The organism is Fusobacteriaceae bacterium (assembly GCA_031272775.1).
GTDB lineage: Bacteria > Fusobacteriota > Fusobacteriia > Fusobacteriales > Fusobacteriaceae > JAISST01.
On sequence record JAISTB010000038.1, the window covers coordinates 19662 to 42067 of the forward strand.

General features: G+C 57.5%; 11 protein-coding genes. All 11 read right to left on the reverse strand.

From position 1 onward, the window contains the following. Positions 1 to 383 precede the first annotated feature (383 nt). Positions 384 to 1013 carry a cytidylate kinase-like family protein gene (locus LBQ97_09185; protein MDR1832877.1) on the reverse strand — a complete coding sequence of 210 codons (630 nt, stop codon included), beginning with the start codon at positions 1011 to 1013 and terminating at the stop codon, positions 384 to 386. 97 nt (positions 1014 to 1110) lie between these two features. Next, the gene (locus tag LBQ97_09190; GenBank protein ID MDR1832878.1) at positions 1111 to 1815 is read right to left on the reverse strand and encodes an ABC transporter ATP-binding protein; all 705 of its coding nucleotides are present in this window, start codon (positions 1813 to 1815) and stop codon (positions 1111 to 1113) included. Positions 1816 to 1827: 12 nt separating this feature from the next. Next, positions 1828 to 2622, reverse strand: coding sequence for an ABC transporter ATP-binding protein (locus LBQ97_09195; GenBank protein ID MDR1832879.1), 795 nt, complete (start codon positions 2620 to 2622; stop codon positions 1828 to 1830). Continuing rightward, on the reverse strand, positions 2622 to 3665 hold the full coding sequence (locus LBQ97_09200) for a branched-chain amino acid ABC transporter permease (protein ID MDR1832880.1): 1044 nt from the start codon (positions 3663 to 3665) through the stop codon (positions 2622 to 2624). Before LBQ97_09200 ends, LBQ97_09195 begins: the two co-directional genes overlap by 1 nt. 2 nt (positions 3666 to 3667) lie before the next feature. Further along, positions 3668 to 4570 (reverse strand): branched-chain amino acid ABC transporter permease, encoded by a 903-nt coding sequence (locus LBQ97_09205; protein MDR1832881.1) that lies wholly within the window; start codon positions 4568 to 4570, stop codon positions 3668 to 3670. Between the two features lie 146 nt (positions 4571 to 4716). Further along, positions 4717 to 5826, reverse strand: coding sequence for an ABC transporter substrate-binding protein (locus LBQ97_09210; GenBank protein ID MDR1832882.1), 1110 nt, complete (start codon positions 5824 to 5826; stop codon positions 4717 to 4719). A 140-nt stretch (positions 5827 to 5966) separates the two neighbouring features. Further along, complete coding sequence (locus tag LBQ97_09215; GenBank protein ID MDR1832883.1) at positions 5967 to 7091, reverse strand: ABC transporter substrate-binding protein; 1125 nt, start codon at positions 7089 to 7091, stop codon at positions 5967 to 5969. A gap of 392 nt (positions 7092 to 7483) precedes the next feature. After that, the gene (locus LBQ97_09220) at positions 7484 to 17815 is read right to left on the reverse strand and encodes a hypothetical protein (protein MDR1832884.1); all 10332 of its coding nucleotides are present in this window, start codon (positions 17813 to 17815) and stop codon (positions 7484 to 7486) included. Between the two features lie 360 nt (positions 17816 to 18175). After that, positions 18176 to 19762, reverse strand: a complete 1587-nt coding sequence (asnB, locus tag LBQ97_09225) for an asparagine synthase B (GenBank protein ID MDR1832885.1) — start codon at positions 19760 to 19762, stop codon at positions 18176 to 18178. A gap of 180 nt (positions 19763 to 19942) precedes the next feature. Further along, positions 19943 to 20893, reverse strand: coding sequence for an AEC family transporter (locus tag LBQ97_09230; GenBank protein MDR1832886.1), 951 nt, complete (start codon positions 20891 to 20893; stop codon positions 19943 to 19945). A gap of 23 nt (positions 20894 to 20916) precedes the next feature. Then, positions 20917 to 22314: an amidohydrolase gene (locus LBQ97_09235; GenBank protein ID MDR1832887.1), complete on the reverse strand. Its 1398-nt coding sequence runs from the start codon at positions 22312 to 22314 to the stop codon at positions 20917 to 20919. Between the last annotated feature and the right edge of the window lie 92 nt (positions 22315 to 22406).

A 22406-nucleotide genomic window follows, 5' to 3' on the forward strand; every position in this document is an offset into this window, starting at 1 on the left:
GTTTTTTTGTTTTTCGCCACAGCGCCGGACTGTGGATTTATCGCCTGCTTGCAAACCCGTGTGCGTTTGGGATTGCTGTTTGGCCTATTATACGACGCATTCCAAACTATGTAAAGAAAAATCTGAATTGTGGTGAAATTTATATCCAATGAACAAATCAATAACAAATTGTGAAAATATGGAAATTTTCACAGGAAATTTATAATCGTTTCAATTTTAAAAAATGTTCATCCCAGTTTTGGCTTTTTGGAAAAATTCCAAAACTTTTGTCGCTAATTGACTACAAACGACAATTTTATGTCTGAAGCTTGACCAAAAAGAAAACAGCGGTTTCATACGAACCGCTGCGCTCTTATTTTTTGCCGTCATTTTTGCGTCGGAATTTATTTTTCCTTCGTCAGAATTCCCACATAATCCGCCAGCAATTCCACCGCCTGATCCACGGTAATCTTGCTCGTGCTGATACAGAGGTCGTACTGACGGATATCGTGCCACTTCTCGCCCGTATGGTACTGGAAATAGCCCGCCCGCTGCTTGTCCGTCTTCTCGATCAGGCGCTCGATGTCCCGCAAAGGCAGGTCAAAGCGTTCCTGGATGGACTTGATCCGGTCCTCTTTCCTGGCCGTCACATAGACTTTCAAGAGCTTCAGTTTCGGCGTCATGTCATCCAAAACGAAACCGCCGCATTGCCCGATCATCACGTAGGATTCCTTTTCGGCCAGCTCCTTGACGACCTTGGCCTGATAGTTGAACAGGTTGTCGCCCGACAGGAAGCCGGTTCTCCCCGGAGGGATCACTTCTCCCGTGTAGATTTTCTTGGCGATGCCGAAGAGGAGCGGATTCTTCTGCTCGTATTTGGCGAAGAGCTCTTCGTTGATCCCGCTGGATTCCGAAGCGAGCTTCAGGATATCCTTGTCATAGTATTCGACGCCGAGACGCTCCGCCAGCAAACGTCCGATCTCCCGTCCTCTGCTCCCGTGCTCCCGGGATATGGTTACCACAAAATTGCTCAATGCTATCACCCCTTATGTTCGTGTTACTACAATTATAGCCCGCAACTCCCCCTCTTGTCAACGGGCGCCGCCCGAAAAATTCCTTGCCTCGCGCCTCCTACGCGCCCAGATAGGCTTTGCGCACCCTGTCGTCGTCCATGAGTTCCTTTGCCGAACCCGACATAGAGATATTGCCTGTCTCCAGCACATAGGCCCTGTCGGCTATGGAAAGCGCCATTTTGGCGTTCTGCTCCACCAGCAGGATCGTAATCCCCTTCTCGTGCAGCTGTTTGATGATGCTGAACACTTCCTTGACGAGGATCGGCGAGAGCCCCATGGAAGGTTCGTCCAACAACAGAATTTTCGGCTTTGACATCAATGCCCGGGAAATGGCCAGCATCTGCTGCTCTCCGCCGGAAAGCGTGCCGCCCACCTGCTTTACCCGCTCTTTCAGTCTCGGGAAACTCTTGAACACCTCTTCCATTTCGGCGCCGAGGTTGGCGTTGTCTTTACGCATATAGGCGCCCATTTCCAGATTTTCGAGAACCGTCATCCGCGCGAAGATATGACGCCCCTCGGGTACGTGGGCCATACCGATCGTGACGATTTTGTTCGGCGCGATTTTCCTCAAGTCCACGCCGTCGTAGGTAATCTCGCCCGAAGACGCCGCCTTCAGTCCCGTGATCGTATGCAGGATCGTCGTCTTTCCCGCGCCGTTCGCCCCGATCAGGGAAACGACCTCTCCGTCGTTGACTTCGAGGTCAATGCCGTGTATCGCGTGGATGGCCCCGTAATGTACGTGCATATTTTTTACCTGTAACATAGTCCTCCCCCCTTAGTCGTCCGCGCCCAGATAGGCCGCGATGACCTTCGGGTCCTTGGAAATCTGGTCCGGCGTGCCCGCCGCGATAATCCTGCCGTAATCCAGAACGACGATGCGTTCGCAGATGTTCATGACAAGGCTCATGTCGTGCTCGATCAACAGGATCGTGATCTTGAAGCGCTCGCGGATCAGGTTGATACATTCAAGCAATTCCTGCGTCTCCGTGGGGTTCATGCCCGCCGCGGGTTCGTCCAGCAGAAGGAGTTTCATGCCCGTGGCAAGAGCTCTGGCAATCTCCAGTTTCCGCTGCTGCCCGTAGGGCAGATTCTGCGCGATGTATTCGGCCTTGTCCTCCATATGGAAGATCTTCAGCAGATCCCGCGCTCTGGCGTCCATATCCGCTTCTTCCCGCAAGTAGAGCGGCGAGCGGAACACGGATCCGAAGAGCCGGTATTTGATGTCTTTACCGAAGGCGACTTTGATGTTGTCCAATACGGACAATTTTTTGAAGAGCCGGATGTTCTGAAAGGTCCTGGCCATGCCCGCCGCCACGCATTGATAGGGTTTCTTGCCGTTGAGGAGCTTGCCCTCGAAAAAGATCTTGCCCTCCGTGGGCATATACACGCCGGTCAGAAGATTGAAAACCGTCGTTTTTCCCGCGCCGTTGGGGCCGATGAGCCCCACAAGCTCGCCGGGATACAGTTCGATATTGAAATCGTCCACGGCCTTCAGCCCGCCGAAGGCGATGCCGAGATATTCCGTCTTCAAAACGGCTTCTTTGCTCACTGCCGCTGTCGCTTGCGCCATTACCGATCACCTTCCCCGGTCGTTTCCGCCGCGGCCTTGACCGCCGGCGCCTTTTTCCCGAAAAATTTCCTGAGCGTCTGTACGAGGGAGAATTCATAGCTCCCGAACACGCCGCCCGGTTTGTAGATCATGACGAAGACGAGGGCCACAGAGTAGGCCAACATTCTGTAAGTGGAGAAGGTCCGGAGCAGTTCCGGCAGCGCCGTCAGGAATACGGCCGCCACCACGGATCCGGTCAGCGATCCTCTGCCGCCCAAAACCACGATGATCATGTATTCGGTGGACTTGCTGAAATTGAAGGTCGAGGGCTGCAAGGTCACGATATAATGGGCGTAAATGGTCCCGCCGACGCCCGCGAAAAACGCGGATATCGTAAAGGCCAGCACCTTGTAATAGGTCGTATTGATGCCCGAGGCCCCCGAAGCCACCTCGTCCTCCCGGATGGACATAAAGGCCCTGCCGTATTTGGAATTGACCAGGGCGTAGATCACGGAAACCGAGGTCACCATGACCCAAAAGACCACGTAGAGGTTCGAAAGGCTGTCAATCCCGATGTAGGAACGGCCCTTACGCGTAATCTCCATATTCTGGATCACGACCCGGATGATTTCCCCGAAGCCCAGCGTGATGATGGCCAGATAGTCGCCTTTGAGTCTCAGCGCGGGTATCCCCACAAATACGCCAAATATGGCTGCCAGCACGCCCCCGCACAACATTCCGAACAAAAATCTTGTGATGTCGGCGCCCGCGGAGCCGGTCAATATGCCCGCGTCCCGCAGCGTGCAGGTGACGATGGCCGAAGTATAGGCCCCGATGGACATGAATCCCGCGTGTCCCAGCGTTACCTGGCCCAGGAATCCCGTCGCGAGGTTCAGAGACGTGGACATGACGATGGCGATGCAGGTCGTCATCATGATCCCCTGGATATAGGGGGAGAGCCTGCCGGTCTGCTTCAAGCCCACGATAATCGCAAAGATGGCCGCAACAGCCAGAAAATTAATTAAATGCCGCTTTGTATCGCTCATATTGTTTTCGATGACCATGGCTACACCTTCTCCCCGATATTCTTCCCCAGGATGCCCGCGGGCTTCACGAGCAGCACGACAATCAGGATCGCAAACACGAAGGCGTCGGCGTAGGAAGAAGAAATATAGGCTTTTGTCATTGTTTCCACAAATCCGATGACCATGCCGCCGAGCATGGCCCCGGGAATGATGCCGATACCGCCCAGTACCGCGGCGACATAGGCCTTAAGCCCCAGCATGGCCCCCATAAAGGGCTGCACCTGCGGATAGGCCGTGCAATACATCATGGACGCCACGGCGGCCAGCCCCGACCCCATGGCGAAGGTCAGCGTAATGCTGCGATTGAGATTTATTCCCATAAGAATAGAAGCCTGCCCGTCTTCCGATACGGCCCGCATGGCTTTCCCGGCTCTTGTGCGTCTGACGAAGAGCGTCAGGCAGATCATGACAAAAAGGCCGATGACAATGGTCAGCATGGAATTGCCGTTGACGGAAACCCCGCTGATTTTCACATTGGGCATTCTGAATATCCGCGGAACGCTGCGCGGAGATCCGCCGACAACGAGAAGCGCCATATTCTCCATAAAGAGACTCACGGAAATGGCCGTAATCAGCGCGGATACGGATGAACCGGACCTTCTCACCGGCTTGTAAGCGACTTGCTCTACGGTGACGCCCACACAGGAGCATATTGCTATGGCAATAAACACCGCGCACCAGACCGGGATTCCCATTTTTGCCATGACAGGCATCATGAACAGCATGGTGTAACCGCCGACCATAATGAAGTCCCCGTGGGCAAAATTGGTGAGCCGGATGATCCCGTACACCATGGTGTAGCCCAGAGCGACCAGCGCGTAAACACTTCCTATTTTCAGCGCGTTGATCAATTGCTGAAAAAATAATACCAGTTCCTTGTTCAAAATTTCCCCCCTTTTTCGATGTTGTTCTTTTGGGATGAGATGTATTTTTCACAGATGACTTTGTTCGGGTGTTAATGGGCAGAGACGCGCCGTATGCGGGTGGTCTATGCTTACCTGCGCGTCTCTCCCGGTGTTGCGTTATAAAATTACGGTTTTACCGTGACGATGTATTTTTCCTTGCCGTCTACGATACCGTTGACGACTACGTTTTTCTGGGGATTGCCGCCCTCGAGGGTGAAGGTTCCCGAGGTGCCCGAGAACTTCAGCGAGCGCAGGGCCGCCGCAACCTTTTCCCGATCGGTCGTCGAATTGGCTTCTTTCATGGCCTGGGCCGCGATAAACACGCAGTCGTATCCCAGGGCCGCCGAGCTGGTCAGTGTTTCGTTGCCGTACTTGCTCGTGAACTTCTTGACGAAAGCCTGAACGGCGGGTTCCGGATCATCCACGGAATAGTGCCCCGTCCAGTAGGTGTCTTTGAAGGCGTCGGCGTTGTCGCCGACCTTTCCGGCGATGTTGCTCCAGCCGTCCGCGCCCACAAGATATCCCGTAAAGCCGGCCTCTCTGGCCTGAACGACGATGAGCGCCGCCGTCCCGTAGTAGTAGGGGGCGAAAATCATCTCCGCGCCGCTTTCTTTGATTTTGGTCAATTGGGCCGAGTAGTCCACGTCGGTCATGGTCGTCGAGATTTCTTTGGCAACGAGCTCGATGCCGAAATCTTTGCAGGCGATGAGGAAGGACTCATACAATCCGAGGGAATATTCGTCGGCGCTGCAATAGAGCACGGCCGCCTTTTTGACTTTCAGCGTCTCCGCCGCGAATTTCGCCACGATCTTTCCCTGATAGGAGTCCACAAAGCAGGATCTGAACACGAAGGATTTTCCTTCCGTCAGCATATCCGCCGTTCCCGTAGGCGTCAGGATAGGCATTTTGTCCACGTCAGCCTTGGCCGCCATGCCCGCGGTCACCCCGGAGGTCAGGGAACCGAGAATAATCGGATAGCCTCTGCCCTTGAGGAGCTGATAGGTGTTGGCCCCTTCGATGGGGTCCCGCTTGTCGTCCTGAAAATCAAGCCTCAGTTTCTTGCCCAAAACGCCGCCCTGTTCATTGATTTCTTCCATGGCCATGGTCATGCCCTGGCTGACCTGCTGTCCGCTGAAAGCCAGATCGCCCGTAAGCGGCAGCGTGACTCCGATGACTACCTCATCGGATTTTGCCGCGCCCAGGACTGTGATGGAAAGACACGCAAGTAAACTCATTACAACGGACAAAAAGTACTTCTTCATATTCTGTAACCCCCTTATCCGGAAGCAAGTCTTCCGAATCATATGAATGATGGAATGGTTTTATGCCGTCACACCGCGGCCCCTCTCCCCCGAAAGGGGCCTGCGGGATGTGGTTATTCCACAGCGGCGATAAACTTGTTCACGCCGTCTTGCACGCCGATGATAACGCCGCCCTTTGTGGGGTTGCCGTTCTCAAAGGTGAAGGTGCCCGTAACGCCGGAGAACTTCATTTTCTTCATGGCTTCGTTCATTTTTTCCGTATCGTCGGAACCCGCTTCGCGGATGGCCTGAGCCAGAATATAGGCGGCGTCATAGGCGCAAGCGGAAAGAGCGTTCAGATTGGCCGTGCCGAATTTTGCCGTGAAAGCCGCTACGAATTTCTGTACGGCGGGATCCGGATTGTCATTGGCATAGTGGTTCGTGAACGCTACGTCATGGAAGGCTTCTTTGTTGTCGTCATTGATTCTTTCGGCCACGCCGTCAAATCCGTCGGGTCCGAGGATGGGTCCGTCAAATCCGGCCTGTCTCGCCTGGGTGATGATCAGGACAGCCTGGCCGTAATAGTAAACGGTGTAGAGCAGATCGGGATTGGCCGCGGCGATCTTGGACAGCTGGGCGGAAAATTCCACGTCGTCCATGGTGGCAGAAGTCTCTGAAGCGACGATCTTAATGCCGAGGGCTTCCGCTTCTTTCCGGAAGGATTCCGCGAGACCGAGGGAATATTCGTCGGCGCCGCAGTACAGGAGTCCGGCCGTCTTTACTTTCAGGATGTCTTTGGCGTAGGTGGCCGCGTATTTGCCCTGGCGGGAATCGATGAAGCAAGCGCGGTAGATGTAATTCTTGCCGACCGTCAGCATATCGGCCGTGCCGGTGGGCGTAATCACGATCATTTTGTCGGCGTCTGCCTTGGCCGCGATCCCGGCCGTAACGCCCGAGGTACAGGAACCGATAATGGCGGAAACGCCTCTTCCTTTCAAAATATTATACGTATTGGCGCCTTCGGTGGCGTCCCCTTTGTCATCGAGAAAATCAACCTTGATTTTCTTTCCCAGCACGCCGCCGGCGGCGTTGATTTCGTCAAACGCCAGCTGTACGCCCTGATTGATGGACTGACCGTACAAAGCGATATAACCCGTCGCGGGCGATGTCACACCGATATAGATTTCATCGGCCGCAAGCGCCATCGTCGCAAACAAACCAGTGATCAACGTTGCAACTAACAGAAATACCTTTTTCATATACAACCTCCTCCTTAGTATAATAAATTATCTTTTTGACAAAAATAATTTATTTAAGACAAAGTATACTAAATTTCAAACTGAATTGTCAACAACTTCAATTTTTTTCAATAAAAAAAGGTTATTTTGTACGAAAAATGGATAATTGTACGGAAATATATGAATTTGTTCCGTTTTTTTCGTACTTCCATAGTAAATTATTGGGACCGGATTACCATTTTTTTGTGATGACCGAATCGCGCCCTTCGGTGAACAAGGGCATTTTCGGGCGACAAAAAAACGGAATGTAAGATTTCGGAACATAAAAAGGGGGCGCGATTTTACGCGCCCTGCCTTTTCGTGTCCATTTCAAGCGAAAATTATCCCTGCCCGGTCACCGACCGACCGCGCCCTCAGTCGAACAAATGAGTGAACTGTACGCCGCAGGTCGTTCCGTCCCTGTCCCCCGACCGGTGGCTCCAGGTCAGCAAAAGGGCGTTGCCTCCGCGGGTTTCGTAGCGGAGGCCGAGTTCGGTCTCGAGAACGCCCCGCACCCGTTCGGGCGCTTCGAGATCATAGAAATCGCCTCCTCTGAGAATACGGGCGCGGACCGGCTCGTCGCTCCCCTTCCCCAATTCGTACCGGTAAGCGGCCACGCCGCCGATCACCCATTTCCCCCGCTTTGTGTACTTCGTCCACGAGAGATCGACGCCGGCCCCGGGCCGGACCGAGAAGATGTCGTCGGTCTCGGCGCCGAGGAAAATCCCGTCGCCCGTTTCCCGAATGTCTCCGATCCTGCCCCAGCCGAGATCGAGGTCGGCCGAGATCCCGGCCTTGAACCGGCTGTCGCCGGGGATCGGCAGCGCGTAGCGCAGGGAATTTTCCCAGAGCAGCAGACCCGTCCAATAATTGGCTTCATTGGTATAGACGCCGCTGCTCAAGTGAATCCGCCGTTTGGCTTCATGACGGCCCAGACTCGCCATGCCCGTACTGCGCCAGGACAGGCCGCCGGAATCCCCCAACGACCCGCCGTAGCCCAGGCCCAGATGGAGCGTCAGGGCCCGGTCCCGGGAGCCGCCGTCGTACTCGAAGACCGAGCGGGTAAAGCCGAAGAGGATTTCTTCGGTCCGGCCGAAGATCCGCCCGTCCGTTTCGTGAAGGACGAGCAGCCCCGTCGTATGCCAGTCACAGTTGACCAGACCCGGATTACTGTTTTGTTTTTTGCCTCCGCTTACGAGAGCCCCGATTTTCGTGCGCTCCCGGGCATAAATTTCGTTGTCCCTCAGTTTGTCCGCGGCCTTTCCGAGCGTCTCGCCCACGGTCCAGACCCGTTCCCGGAGATCGGCGTAAAAGTTTCCCCGGAGTTCCATGTCGAAGGTTGCCGCCAATTCTTCCTTGTCCGAGATCAAATCGAGGGCGTCGAACATCCTGAGTTCCGTTCCGGCGGCGGGCTCATAAATGGCGTCGAGTCCGTGCCCGAAGGCTTCGGCCTTCGTCCCCGCCGTGAGATCGGCATAGGGGATTTTCACGAGGATGATCCGGTAAATGTCGGGATTCGTCGGATCGGCCTGCAGTTCCGCGAGCCAGGTCACCGAGTGGGAGACGGCCTCGATGCTGCCGTTATTGGGCATGTTGACGGCCCCTTTGAGGTACTGGATAATCCGGACCGGCAGATTGTTGCCCTGGGTGGCGTTGGGGAGAACGATGAAGCGTCCCGCGGCGAATTCCCCGGCGCTGATGGTCCCGATGTGGCCGTCGGTCCCGCCGATCTTGAGGGTCCCGAAATCCAGAACTCCCGGCCCGAAGTCCATATAGCCGCCGTTCAAGAGCGTCGGCGCGTCGTAAACAACGTTTCCGACGCGGATCTCCGGTCCCTGGTCGCTGATGACAATACTCCCGACCCTGGCCGAGCCCGTATTGTTGTTGGCGACGCTGAGCCCGGCGTTTCTGACATGGATGGTCCCCGCGTTTTCGAGAACGCCGCCCTGCCCGAGGGAGATGCCGGCCGCCGCGCCGCCGTCAATCTCGATAACGCCATAATTGCGGACGATACCGCCTTTGGCGGCATAGATGCCTTCGGCTCCCTGACCGCTTACCGTGATCAGGCCCCCGGCCTCGTTAATGACAAGCGCGCCGCCGGTTCCGGCCATGCCCCTCGCTCCTTCGCCGTTGACGACGATGGTCCCGCTGTTGGAGAGGACGGCCCGGTTGCTTCCTTCCATGCCGTAGGCGTCCTTGCCCGAAACCGTGATCAGACCCCTGTTTTCCGCCCGGCCGGTCCCGTTGTTGGCCAGCATGGCGACGCCGTAGTCCCTAGGGACGTCGACGGTCCCGTGATTGATCAGCGTCCCGCCGCCCACGGGGTTTCCAGCCGCGTCGGCGGAACCTGTGGCCATGGCGGCGGAGATTTTCTCCGCGCCCTGACCGATCCGGGACGCGCCCACGGTGATTTTCGCGTAATTGACCGCCGTTCCATCCCGCGCGGCCATGCCGACGCTGTAATCCGAGAGGGCAAGATCCGTCCGCAACACGACGGTCCCGTTTTTCGTATACAGGTACGTGGATTCCTCCCCGGCTGTAAGCTTCGCCCCGGCGTCCACAAGGATATCCCCCGCTTCGCTGGCGACGCCGACGGACCGCGCGCCCACGGCGACGGTCCCGCCCAGGTGGCTGATCCCGGTCGTGCCCGCGCCGTAGAGACCCGAGGCTTTGTCGCCGCCCACGGCGACGTCTCCGCTGTTGACGATGCTTCCGTTTTCGACGTAAACTCCGTTTGACGTATCGTTCAGTTGTATCACGCCTCTGTTTTCCGCGTTGCCGCCGATGACATAGAGGCCCGTGTTGTCGCTTCCCGAACCCGAAAGGCTTCCGTTATTGAGAACGTTGCCGCTCCTCGCGTACATCCCGGCGCCGTGGGCGGCCAGGCGGATGGTTCCGTCGTTGACGAGGCCGGTCGCGCCGTCTCCGAACATGGCTACGGCCGAGGCCTTGCCGGTCCCGCCGCCCATGTCGATCAGACCCGCGGGCCCGTTGGAAAGCGCGGTGGCGTTTTTCCCGTAGAGGCCTACGGAAGACTCGCCCGAAAGAATGATCTTGCCGCTATTGGCGACGGATCCGCCGCCGGTCGAGAGGATGCCCTTGGCGCCGGCGTCGGCGGAGGACATGTGGCCTCCGTAGGAGATCCACCCCGTTCCGGCGGCGAGCACGCCCGTCGCGCCCGGACCCAGCGCAATGGAAATCGATGAGGCGACCGCCTTACCGTTTTCCGTAAAGATGGCCGTTCCGTCCTTTCCCGCGTCAATGCCGGAAAGATTCCGGATATTGGCGTAGTCGCCGTCATTTTTGAGGAAGAGACCCACGCCTTTTTCGCCTGCGGAAAGATAAGCCCCGCCGAAATCGACGACGGCGGCGGCCCCCGTCAGCACGAGCCCCGTCGTCTCCGCCGAAAGCGTGATCTTCCCGCCTGTCCAGCGGATATCGCCGCCTTCGCCGTAAAAGAGCACCGAGCCTCTGCCGAGGGTCGCGGGTCCGCTGACGTTGATCTCCGTCCGGCCCGCTCCCGTATCCTTGCCGGCATAGTAGGCGACGGATTCCGCCCCCACGGCAACGGACCCGGAAGAGTCGGCTTTGGACCCCTCGCCGGCGTAAATCGCGACGGATTTGTCGCCGCTCAGGGAAATCACGCCAAGGTTTACGAGAACCGAACCGTCGGCGCCGGACATTCCCCGCGCGCCGGTAACGGCGCTTTCCAAAAGACCCGAGGGATTGTTTGTGATCCGGGCGTGGTCGGCGGCCTGCAGGCCCCTGGTCCCCACGTTGAGCGTCGTGTCGTTGGTGATCCGGCCGGAAGCGCCGCTCACGGCCACATTGGCGTAGTTGATCGTAAAGGGATTCGACGCGCCGAAGTGCAGCGCCCCGTCTTCAAGGTAAGCGAAGACGCCGTCCGGCGTATTGCTCACGCTGCCGCCCGAAACGTCCAGAGTCGCCCCGGCTTTCACGTAAAAGCCGATGTTGTCCGCGCCGCCGATGGAAACCGTCGCGCCCGGCGTCAGCGTCAGTCTCGCCCCCGTATCGAGCAGGGCCCCGATGGCCCGTCCGAGGGGTGAAGCGGGGGCGCTTATGGAAAGGGCGCCGGCATAATCGACGGAAGCGCCTTTGGTCCCGTCGGTCGCGAGATAGATACCCACGGCGCCGGCCCCTTCGATGGAAATGCCGTTCCTCAACGTTCCGCTCAAGGGATGGGCCGCGTAGACGCCGATGGCGCGATCCGTTGCCGTGGCTTCCGCCCGGAGTCGGAGCAACCCTGTCCAGGACACGGGAGCGGTCGCCAGATACAACCCGACGCCGCCGTCCAGATCGAAATGATAGTCCTTATTCCCGCTGATATCGCCGTTTTTGACGTAAATCCCCGCCTTTCCGCCGCCGGGCCCGACAGGATCGCCTTCGATGGTCCCGGGATCCGAGAGCGTCGAGGTCCCTGTGGCCGCGGGATCGGATTTGTCGATAAATATTCCGATCGTATTGTTTCCCCGCAGCGTGAGCTTTCCCCGGTTTTCCGTGTGGGAACCGTTGTCTGTGAAAATGCCGATGCCGTCCTCAAGGATGTCCTGATCGGCCGTATTGATCAGCGACACGCCGTCGGCATAGAGGTGCACAAGATTCGTCCCGCCCGCTCCGTGGACTACGGAAACCCCGTTGGTCACAGGCGTCGTTCCTTTATAATAGATCCCGACGCCTTTGTCCCCGCCGATGCCCGCGTAGTCAAGACGGAAGGGGGCGTTTCCCGCGAAGCTCGTGTCTTCGGCATAAATCCCGACGCCCTTTGTCCCGACGCTCACGGATCCCGTAAAGCCCGAAAAATCAAGGGAACTCCCGAGGGCGTAGACGCCCACGCCGCCGCTTCCCAGCGTCAAACTCCCGGAAAGGAGCCGGCCGCTTGCCCTTTCGAGCCTGAGTCCCGTGCTCCCCGGGCCCGTCAGCGCAATCGACGCGCCGTCCAGCACAAGAATCGCGCCGTCTTTGGCAAAGGCGCCGGTCAGGCCCGACGCGCCGCCGGCCCCTGTTATGGATCCGCCCAGGAGTCTCGCCGCCGAGGCTTTGCCCGAGGCGTCTTTTCCCGCGGCGAAAAGCCCGATGGCGCCGGTTTCGATCACGCCGCCCTTTTGCAGCGCCTCGCCGCCGTCATTGGCGTAAACGCCGACCAAAGAACTTTTCACGCTGCCCGCGTTTTCGAGAAAGCCGCCCCGGGTGTAGGCGGCTACGTCCGCTCCCCCGGCGTCGATGACGCCCGCGGCCCCGTTGATGAGTTTCGCGCCCTGTTCGCTGTAGAGACCGATACCGGAGCTTTTGTCCACACGGACCGTCGCCGCGTTTGTGACCTCCGTCCCCGTTCCGTCGGCGATCAGAGCCACCGTATCGGCGCCGACAGCCTCCACGGCGCCGCTGTTGAGGGCCCGGCCCCCATTCCAGTACAGGCCGTAGGCCCCGTCGCCTTTGATCTCCACATGGCCGAGGTTTTCCGATTCGCCGCCCGTAAAGACCGCGCCGATGCCTTTGGCCTCAATGAGGATTTCGCCGTTGTTGATAAAGCGCAAGTCGCTTTTTTCATAAAGACCAACGATTTCGCCGCTCCCCGCGGCAATGACGATCTTTGCGTTATTTCCCGCCGAGTCTTTTCCGTAGAAAAGGCCCGCGGGCCGGACGGGATTACCCGCTTGATCCACGGCCGTCTTGCCTGACTTCAGCGTCAGCGTCCCCGAGGTATAGGCGGCCCCGCCCTCAAAATAGAGGCCGATGCCTGATTTGCCGCCCGCTTCCGAGGAAAGTTCGGCCGAAAAATCCCCGCTGACGAAGGAGGTCGACGCGCCCTTCAGGTAAATGCCCGCGCCGTTGGGGGAGACCTTCAGCGTCGCGGGCGTCGCGGCGTTGATGGAAAGCCCGTTACCCGCGCCGTATACGCCGACATTGAGATCGGCGTCGGCGAGAGAATCCGTCACGACGCCGATGTCGGCCCCGGCGAGCGTCAGGGTCCCCGCGCCGCCGCCCGACGCTTCGGCCGCGATCCCGATATTTTTGACGCCGCTCAGTCGCAGGGTCCCTCCGAAGGTGAGCGCGGAATTCTTTGCGTAAATCCCCGTATTGGCCCCTTCGGTGGCCGATCCGCCGAGGATGTAGCGGCCCGTCACTTTGTTGCCGGCGCTCGTCATCTCCTCAAGGGCCAGCCCGATCCGCCGGTCGTTCTCCGAAGCCGAGGGCGCAAGCGCCATGTCCGTTTCGCTCAGCAGCGTCAATTGCGGACGGTTTCCCTGATCTTTGGCGTAAAAACCGAGGGCTTTTTTGCCTTGAACGCTCATGGGGGCGCTTCCCTGTCGCAGTCTCAGAATCTTGCCGCCGGAGAGCGATCCGTTTTCGGTGTAGACGCCCACTGCCTTATCCCCGGCCGTAAGGATCAGATTGCCGTAAGTATCAATCGCCGCGTCTTTGGCATAGATACCTATCCCTCCCGCGCCTGTTGCTTGACCCGTTGTAATACGATTTGTATTGATTATGTCCGTTCCCCGGGAAATGATGCCGTAAAAACCGTCAGACGTCCCGGTAATCGCGCCGTTGTTTGTCACCGTGCCGCCGCCTTCCGCGTAAAGGCCCGAGACGGCCCCGCTCATGCCCGAAGGCGTGATGATTTCGAGGTTTGTATCGTTTGTCATATTTTCCCCGGGCGCGCCCTGCCATACCAGCGCCGTGGCCGAGCCGGAAACCGCTCCCTGATAGTTCATCCGAAGCGTTCCGGGACTCAGCGTTCCCGTTCCCTTCAGAAGAATCCCGATTCCGTTTTCTTCGGTCACGAGTTCATAAGCCTGGCTGCCGCCCAGAATCACGTCGCTGTTTTCCCCGTAGACGCCGATGCCGTCTTTCCCGGCGCGGATTTCGGCCTTTCCGTTATTGGTAAGCAGGATGACGCCGCCGTCGTCCGTCCCTTTGACAAAAATGCCCGCGCCTTTTTCGCCGACGGCAATGCGCCCGCTGTTCTCAACCCGGACCCGGGTTTTGGATCCCGCGGGACCTGTGTTGTTGTCGGCGTAAAGTCCGACGCCGCCTTGACCGGCCACCGTAATGCTTCCGTTATTGTGCAGGCTGATCAGATCCGTCGTCAGATCCCCGGCGTCGGTGCCGTACATCTCGGGCAAATCCGGCGTTCCCGCGGCCGTCACTTTCCGGGACATACCGGCCATGCCGATCCCGGTCCCGTTGACGACGATGGCGCCGTCGTTTTTCAATCGGCTGCCGTTGGCGCCCGCCGCCGCGATGGAACCGTCCACGATAATGTCGCCGCCGTTGAGAATGTGGCCGTAGCTCACGAAAAGCCCTATGGCGTTGCCGCCGGAGACGTTGACGCGCCCCCGGTTGTCAAAGCCGCTTTCGGCGTTCTTTCCGCCGACATTGGCGCTGTCGTTGGATCCCATGGAGAGCCCGAGACCCGTCTTCGATTCCACCGTGATTCCCGCTTCGATCGTCACCCGCTCTCTTTCCATGGTGATGTCGTTGAAGGGATCGCCGCCCTTGACCGTCCCCTGCGAATACGCGTCCAGGTCGACGTCCTTGCCGATATCGAGCGTTCCTCCCTCGAGATAACTGTAATACCATTTTCCGTTGGGATTGATGTTCCGTACCTGCGGCACTTGCTCGATCTGGTCGAGGTAATGCTGCTCGGCCGTTTTGCCGCCGCCCGTCGTCACGTCCCGCCAATCAATGGCCAGATCCCGGAACACGCCGAGGTTGACGCCGTGCTCCATGAGGATCACGTCCACATTGCCCATCCCATTGTAGCGCGCCCCGGATCCCAGAGCGGCGGCATAATCGGTCTTGTCTCCGTAAAAGGCGACGCCGTGATACAGTTGCAGCGTCGTGGAACCCGTAAAATTGATATTCGATTGCCTGTCGGCAAAAAAGGCCAGTTCCCCGGCGTGATCGCCAGGCTGATTTTCCCGGTGAATGATGGTTCCGCCGCCGAAGTCTATGCTCCCGCCGTTCAGCGCGTCAAGGGCCCCGTTTGTGCCCGTGCGGATCTCGTTGGCCGCGCCGTTCAGGAAGATTTTCGCTCCGAGGCCGTTGGCAAAGGCCCCGATGCCGTTTACGATCATATTGCCGGCAACGCTTACTTCTCCGCCCGCCCCGGCGAAAGCGCCGATATTGCTGAATTTATCGGAAAGTTGAGCGACAATGCCGTCTTCGGCCGCGATGTTCCCCGTGATTTCCACGAGGCCGCCGCTCCGGGCGTAGGCGACGATGGAATTCCTCCCCCAGGCTGTCGTATCAGCCGTGACCGTAATTTTGCCGTCGTTCTCGGCAAACCAGGCGATACCGTTTTTGCTGACCATATCGAGGTCCTGGGCCACTTTGATCTCCGTGGGGGAACCGTTGGGAACGCCCTTCAAGCCCGTTCCCGTATCGGTCCAGGTCCCTTCGGCGTAAGCCACAATGGTATTCTCCCCGGTTTGGGCCTCGGGCGTGGCGCTTCCCTGCGCCCCGTCGCTGAAACGCTGCTGGATTTTGTTTTGGATATCGACAACGGTCCCGTTTTTCACGAGAAACATGAAGCCGTTGCGGGATTTTTCCCCGAACGTGATCTTGAAGCGATCAAAAATCAAGTCGTGAACGGGATCCCGGTCATAAAAGGAGTAGTTTGACAGGGAAGCCCTGCTGACGCCGATCCTTTGGCCCGATACGGCGTAGACGCCGACGCTGCCGTCCGTGAGACCCGCCGTGTATCCCGGTTCGTTCAAATCCCCCCGGACCGGATCGGGCGCGCCTGTTCCGATTTCAAAAAACAGCTCAAAATAACCCTGGTGAACACCCACATCCCAGCTCCGGCCCGGCAATTTTTCGCTGAAAAAGATCCCGACGTTCTCGTCGCCGTTCAGCCGCATGGGTTTCGCGGGATCCAGCTTCACATAGGGAATATAGGCCTCCAGGATCCCTTCTCCGTCGTTGCCGCCCTTGGCGTAGTCTTTGAACTGGGAGGCGATGTATTTGGATTTGTCGGGGACCCAGGTCAGGAAGGAAAAGCCGATGTTGGACGCGCCGTCCAGAACGATGGAGCCGGTGTTTTCGAGACGCAAGCCCCCCGCGAAATTCCTTACCGCAAAGACGCTGTTGCCCCGGGTCTGCACATTGATGTCGGCGCTTCCGGCAAATTTCGTTGAAAACTGCCCGCCGTTGTAGCCGCCCGCGTCCTGGCCGGGATCGCTCCCCTTCAAATGAAAAATCGTGTTTTGGTCGTCCCGCACAAGGATCGCGACGTTCTGCATGGTCGTCTGGCCCCCGCGGAAGGATTCGGCGTTGATAAAGGCCGCCTTGCCGTAGAGGTTGGCCGTGACGTTTTCCAGATGAACGTCGCCCACGAGATGAAAGGCTTCGGTCCCTTCGGCGGTTCCCTGTCCGGCCATGCCTTTCACATGGAACTCGCCGCCTTTGATGATATTGCCCCGTGTCTTGGTCCAGCGTCCGTTGTAGGAATTGATGATGCTCTGATGCCGCCGGTCGAAGGTCCTGTCCCCGCTCAAGCCCGACTTGGGATGGTAGGTCGTGTCTTCGGCCGCGCCCTTGTATCCGGCGCTGTCCTCTTCTTGATTGGTGAAGGGATTGTAGCCCGACCAGAAAATGCCCGCCGTGACATCGATATTTTCCCCGAGAGGATTCGTGCGAACGGGATCATTGAGATTCTTGTTGGCCGCCGTCTGGCCCGACGTGAGCCAGCCCCAACTGAAATCCGAAAAGGGATCGGCGTCGGGGGTCACGGGATTGACCTGCCGGCTGGGATCGGCGGGATTGGGTTCCGCGATGGTCTCGGGCGTCGAGACCTTGACCGCGACGGTCGGAACCTGCGGCGTCACAGAAAATTGCGGCGTCGCCGGATTCACGCCGATCGTCACGGGGCGAACGGAAATATTGGGTTCCGCCGCCGTCACGGGGGCCGCGGCCGGAGGCGTCAGTCCGGGCGGAGGCGCAACGGAAGGAGTTTTGATGACCGGCGTGCGCACCGCGATATTCCCGACGGCGACCCCCAGAGGTTGCGGCGGCGCGACCACGGGCGCGAAAGGCGCGGCGGGCAGCGTAAACGTCAGTTTCGGCGCGCTCCCGACCTCCGCTTCGGGTATCCGTAGCGCCGGCAAAATCATCAGTTTTGTGTTGTAATCATAGGTGTTGGTATTGCCCTGCCAGGCGGGAGACCCCGTGATCCAGCCCGTGGTCCGGTTGCCGCAGATCCCGTCGGCGCCGGGGTAACGGGAGCGCGTATAGTCCATGGCCCGGACGAGATCCCCCGTTCCGGAAACGCCGGCGGCAACTTCATTGAATTGCCGTCTCTTCTGATCAATGGCGGTCAGTCCGTGATCCGTATCGACCCAGTTTTTTTCCCGAGCCTTGCCGTAGTGCCAGTCCGTGATCAGGCTCACGGAGGTAAGCGGCCCCCGCGGCTTTCCGTACCAATCGGCCTCGCGGATCAGTCTTTCCCGCTTTTCCCGGATTTCGGCGAGGCGCTTCTCGTTTTCGTCCAGCAGCGTCCGGATTTCCTTGCGCAAAATCGCGATCCGCTCGGCGATGGTTTCCTTTTCTCCCTCGATATCCTCATTTGCCGCCACTTGTCCCGTAATCAAAAATGAAATCAGCAGAGCCGCTGTAAATCCGATCTTTTTCTTTTTCAGAAAAGATTTGAGCGCTTTTTCAAGTAAGGCTTTTCTGTTCTGCATCGTGTTCCCTCCTCTGTTTCGTGTGTTGCCGCAAGTCCTGCCGGGATCTCCTGTCCGGGACAACAAAAACAAAAAACCCCGACACGCCTTCCGCGTGTACCAAATTTCATAGGCCCTATATTTATTATATACCATTTATAACAGGTATATAATTGTTTTTGATTATACTCTATTTTTGTATAGTTTGCAAGTATTTTCTATCTTTTTTATATATTTTAATATGTCTGAAACACGCGGCAAATGGACATATGCTTTGCAAAAATATGGCAATGCCGGGAAAATTCGGCGGGAAATAAAAAAAAGCCCGCCTACGCGGCGGGGCTTTCCTTGTTTTGTTTGTATCCGACGGCGGGGCGTATATTACACGCCGCTGTCTCCGTAATTGGCCAGAACCCGGGCGCTGGGATCGTTGACGTCGCAACCGACCCATTCTTTGTTGGGCATCCAGAAATCTTTGATCCAGCCCGCGTTGCCGCCGTAGTATTCCTCGAAAATGTCCCGGTACAGCAGGGATTCCTTTGTGAAGGGCGTGCGGTAGGGGTATTTGTCCGCCGCTTTGGCGACGTCGTCTTCCGTGTAGAGGCCTTCGGCGTATTCCTTGAGGTAGTCGACCATGGAGTGACCCACGGCGTCGGAAAAGGCCGCTTTTTCCCGGAAAAGGATGCTCTCGGGCAGGTAATCGGTCCCCTCGAAGGCGTGGCGCAGCAGGTATTTTCCCTTGCCGTAGATGTTCATTTTTTTGGCGGGGTCAAGGCTCATGGCGTACTGGACGAAGTCGAGGTCCGCGAAGGGCACCCGGCCTTCGAGGGAGTGGGCCGAGATGCACCTGTCCGCCCGCAGCACGTCGTACATATAAAGTTCCCTGAGCCTTTTCTGGGCTTCCCGCTGAAAGGCGTCGGGGTTGGGCGCGAAATCCGTATATTTGTACCCGAAGATCTCGTCGCTGACTTCTCCGGTCAGGATCACTTTGAGTTTCGTGTTCTGGTGAATGTATTTGCACAGGAGATACATGCCGATGCTGGCCCGGATCGTCGTGATGTCCCAGGTCTCCAGATGATAAATGACTTCCCGGAGCGCTCCGATCACGTCGTCTTTGGTCATGATGACTTCCGTATGGTAGCTCCCGATGTGGTCGGCCACCTGTTTCGCGTATTTGAGGTCGATGGGGTCCTTGTCCATGCCGATGGCGAATGTCGGGATAGGCCGTTTCAGCAGTTTCGCGGCGATGGCGCACACGAGGGAGGAATCGAGTCCGCCCGAAAGCAGATAACCCACCGGGGCGTCGGATTGCAGGCGCTTTTCAACGGCCCGCTCCAATTTTTCCCGGATCTTCCGGCCGATGGTATTGAGGTCGTCGTCCCTGACCATGTCCACGTTGCCGATGTCGTGGTACTGGATAAATTTCCCGTTCACATAATAATGGCCCGGCGGGAAGGGCTGCACGTCGTCGCAGATGTCAATGAGTCCCTTGGCTTCGCTGGAAAAACAAATCTCCTTGTTTTGCTTGCTGTAGCCGTAAAACATGGGCCGGATCCCCATGGGGTCCCGGGCCGCCATCATCTGCCTGCTGTTGCCGTCATACATGACAAAGACAAATTCGGCGTCCAGGAATTTGCAGGCCGTCTCGATGCCGTATTTCAAGTACATGGGGATCAGGACCTCACAGTCGCTCCCGGACTTGAACTCATATTCCTGGGACAGCAGTTTTTTCAGCGTGGGGTAATTGTAGATTTCCCCGTTACAGACAACAACGCAATTGTTGTGGACAAAGGGCTGATTGCCCCGGGCGGAAAGGTCCATGATCGAGAGTCGATTAAATCCCCAGGTCATGCCGTCTTTGATACTGGCATCCTGGTTGTCGGGCCCCCTGTGCACCGTCTTGTCCAAAGAGTCTGTAAAGGTTTTAATGGAATACTCATCGCTTCCCACTACTAGAAATCCACACATAAAAATCCTCCTGTCATTAATTTAGACCAAAAATCCGTCTTTTCTCATCCAAAAAAAACCATAATAGAACAATTATAAAAGATTTTCCCGAAAAAATCAAACACTATTTGATTTCAGGGCGCTTTTGCGGTGAAAACGTCATTTATCGTACGATTTGTCTGATAAGTTGACAAAAATCCGTCAAATATAGCCGAAATTCTTCAGGATCAGCACCCAAAGGAAAGTGGTCAGAATACTGAAGACCGACGTCGTCACGACGATCTCCCCGGCCAGATCCCCGTCGGCCCCCATGTCTTTGGCCATATTGAAGGACGAAACGGCCGTGGGCGTGGCCGAGACGCCGAAGAGGGCGATCAGAGCCTGATCCCGGTAGCCCAGGCGAATGCCCGCCGTAATTACCGCTAGCGGGATCACGATCAGCCGCAGGACGTTGAGGGCAAGGAGCAGCCGGAGGTTTTTCAAAATACTCCGGAAGGTCAGCGTCGCGCCCAGGATCACGAAAGCCAGCGGCGTCGCCGCCTTCGACATGGTCGCGACGGGATCCTCGATCATTTTCGGAAGCCTGATCCCGTACTTGAGCTTCAGGATCAAAAAGAAAAGCCCGAAAAGCCCGCCCACGATCAGCGGATTTTTGACAATGCCTTTGGCGATCTGTCCCGTATGGATCTTGCCGCCGCGGTAAATCTCGAAGACAATGACGGAAATCACATTGAAGGCCGGGACGATAATGCTGAGAAGAATCACGATCTCTCCGACGTTGCCGTCGCCGTAGAGGGACTGGGCCACCGAGAGACCGAAAATCAGAAGATTCGTCCGATAGGTCCCCTGCATCAGCACCGAAACCTGCCGGGGATCTTTGGTCATTTTCCGAAAAATCAGCCACGAAACAAGAATTTCCATGGCGATAATGAAAAAAGACAGAAAAATCAGGGACCCCCGCCCGTGGGAGGAGGGGGTCAGACAATAGACGTTATAGAAAATCAGAAGGGACATAAAGCCCCGAAACTGGACCTTGTTCATTTCCGTCAGGCTCTTGTCGCCGATGAGTCCGCATCTTTTGCTGACGTAGCCCACGGTCATCATAAAGACCAGCGGAATTACAAGGTTCAGGGACAGCACAATATTTTTCATTCGTCTTCACTCCGATGGAGGACCTAAAGCGCAATGGGGTCCTTGCCGTATTTCATGGGAGACACATAGGGCTCCCGGGTTTTCTCAAACTCCGCCCGGATCCTCGCCAGCAGTTCCGGATCCTCAAGGATGTCGACGGCGGTTTGGCCCATGACGCGGGCCGCGTATTCCATGCCCTTGATGGCAACTGAACTTTTGCCCTGGGCCACGATCTGCCACGAATGGCCCGGAGAGCCGATGGCGTAGCAGGCCACGCGGATCTGCCCCGTGGGGATGATCTTGCTGACGTCGCCGACGTCGGTGGAGCCGGGTTGCAGACGACTTCGCGCCGGATCATAGGGGAGCACGCCCCTGAAGGCGGCGCTGTCCCGGATCATGGCCTTGAACTCGTCCCAGCGTTCGCCCGCGGGTTCGGCCATCCAGCCGTACTCGGACTCAATCTCGCTTTCGGAGAGCGTGTCCTTGAAGGATTGCAGATATTTGAGCTCTTCGTCGTTGTAGGTGGCGTCGTCAAATTTGAGCATGTTTTTGTACAATTGCTTTTCCAGTTCCCGGTTGCTGCGGTACTCGCTGGTGCCCTTCTCAAAGAGCAGCTTTACCGTAGTTCCGGTCATAAGCGCCGCCCCTCTGGCCACATTGCAGACCCGCTCGAAGATTTCATCGACCTGGGAGAGCTTCGGCGCCCGGACGAGGTAGAGGACCTCGGCCTCAGGCTGGACCACGTTGGGGGAAATGCCGCCGGTATTGGTGATCGCGTAATGGAGCCTGGCCTCGGGGATAATGTGCTCCCTGAGGTAGTTGCAGCCCACGTCCATCAGTTCCACGGCGTCAAGGGCCGAACGCCCCAGATGGGGACTGCCGGCCGCGTGGGAACCTTTGCCCTCAAAGCGGAAGGCCGCCTGGTAATTGGCCAGCGTCGACATGTAGTAAATGCCGTTGTCGGCGAAGGGATGCCAGGTAATCGCGACGTCCACATCTTTGAATTCGCCGTTTTTGATCATCCAGGCCTTGCCCGAACCGCCTTCCTCGCCGGGGCAGCCGTAAAAGATCACGGTCCCGGGCTTGCCGCTTTTTTCGAGATGTTCCTTGACATATTGGGCGGCCAGCAGAGAGCCCGCGCCCAGCAAATGGTGACCGCAACCGTGGCCGTTCATTTCCTGGGGGCCCTTTTCCTTCCGGGGGACGTCCTCTTTCTGGGAAAGTCCCGCCAGGGAATCGTATTCGCCCAAAATGGCGATCACGGGATGGCCGCTGCCGTAGCTGGCCTTGATAGCGGTCTCGAGGCCGCCCGCGCCGCGCTCCACGGTAAAGCCCGCGGCCTCGGCGTATCGGGCCAGCTCCTCGGCGGATTTGTGCTCCTTGAAGCGGATTTCCGCGTAATCCCAGATGTTCTTCGCGACTTCCGCGATGGTTTTCGACATGATGCAGCTCCTTTCATGATGTTCCAGATTGTGTATTAAATTAGTGCGTTTTGTTTGAAATTAACACAGCCGCGCCGTCGTAATTCGGGCAG

Excerpts from the sequence above, each read along its gene's own strand:
- LBQ97_09230 (MDR1832886.1), bottom strand. The coding sequence starts at position 20,893 with ATGAAAAATATTGTGCTGTCCCTGAACCTTGTAATTCCGCTGGTCTTT.
- LBQ97_09215 (MDR1832883.1), bottom strand. The coding sequence starts at position 7,091 with ATGAAAAAGGTATTTCTGTTAGTTGCAACGTTGATCACTGGTTTGTTT.
- LBQ97_09220 (MDR1832884.1), bottom strand. The coding sequence starts at position 17,815 with ATGCAGAACAGAAAAGCCTTACTTGAAAAAGCGCTCAAATCTTTTCTG.
- LBQ97_09190 (MDR1832878.1), bottom strand. The coding sequence starts at position 1,815 with ATGTTACAGGTAAAAAATATGCACGTACATTACGGGGCCATCCACGCG.
- LBQ97_09210 (MDR1832882.1), bottom strand. The coding sequence starts at position 5,826 with ATGAGTTTACTTGCGTGTCTTTCCATCACAGTCCTGGGCGCGGCAAAA.
- LBQ97_09235 (MDR1832887.1), bottom strand. The coding sequence starts at position 22,314 with ATGTCGAAAACCATCGCGGAAGTCGCGAAGAACATCTGGGATTACGCG.
- LBQ97_09200 (MDR1832880.1), bottom strand. The coding sequence starts at position 3,665 with ATGGTCATCGAAAACAATATGAGCGATACAAAGCGGCATTTAATTAAT.
- LBQ97_09195 (MDR1832879.1), bottom strand. The coding sequence starts at position 2,622 with ATGGCGCAAGCGACAGCGGCAGTGAGCAAAGAAGCCGTTTTGAAGACG.
- asnB (MDR1832885.1), bottom strand. The coding sequence starts at position 19,762 with ATGTGTGGATTTCTAGTAGTGGGAAGCGATGAGTATTCCATTAAAACC.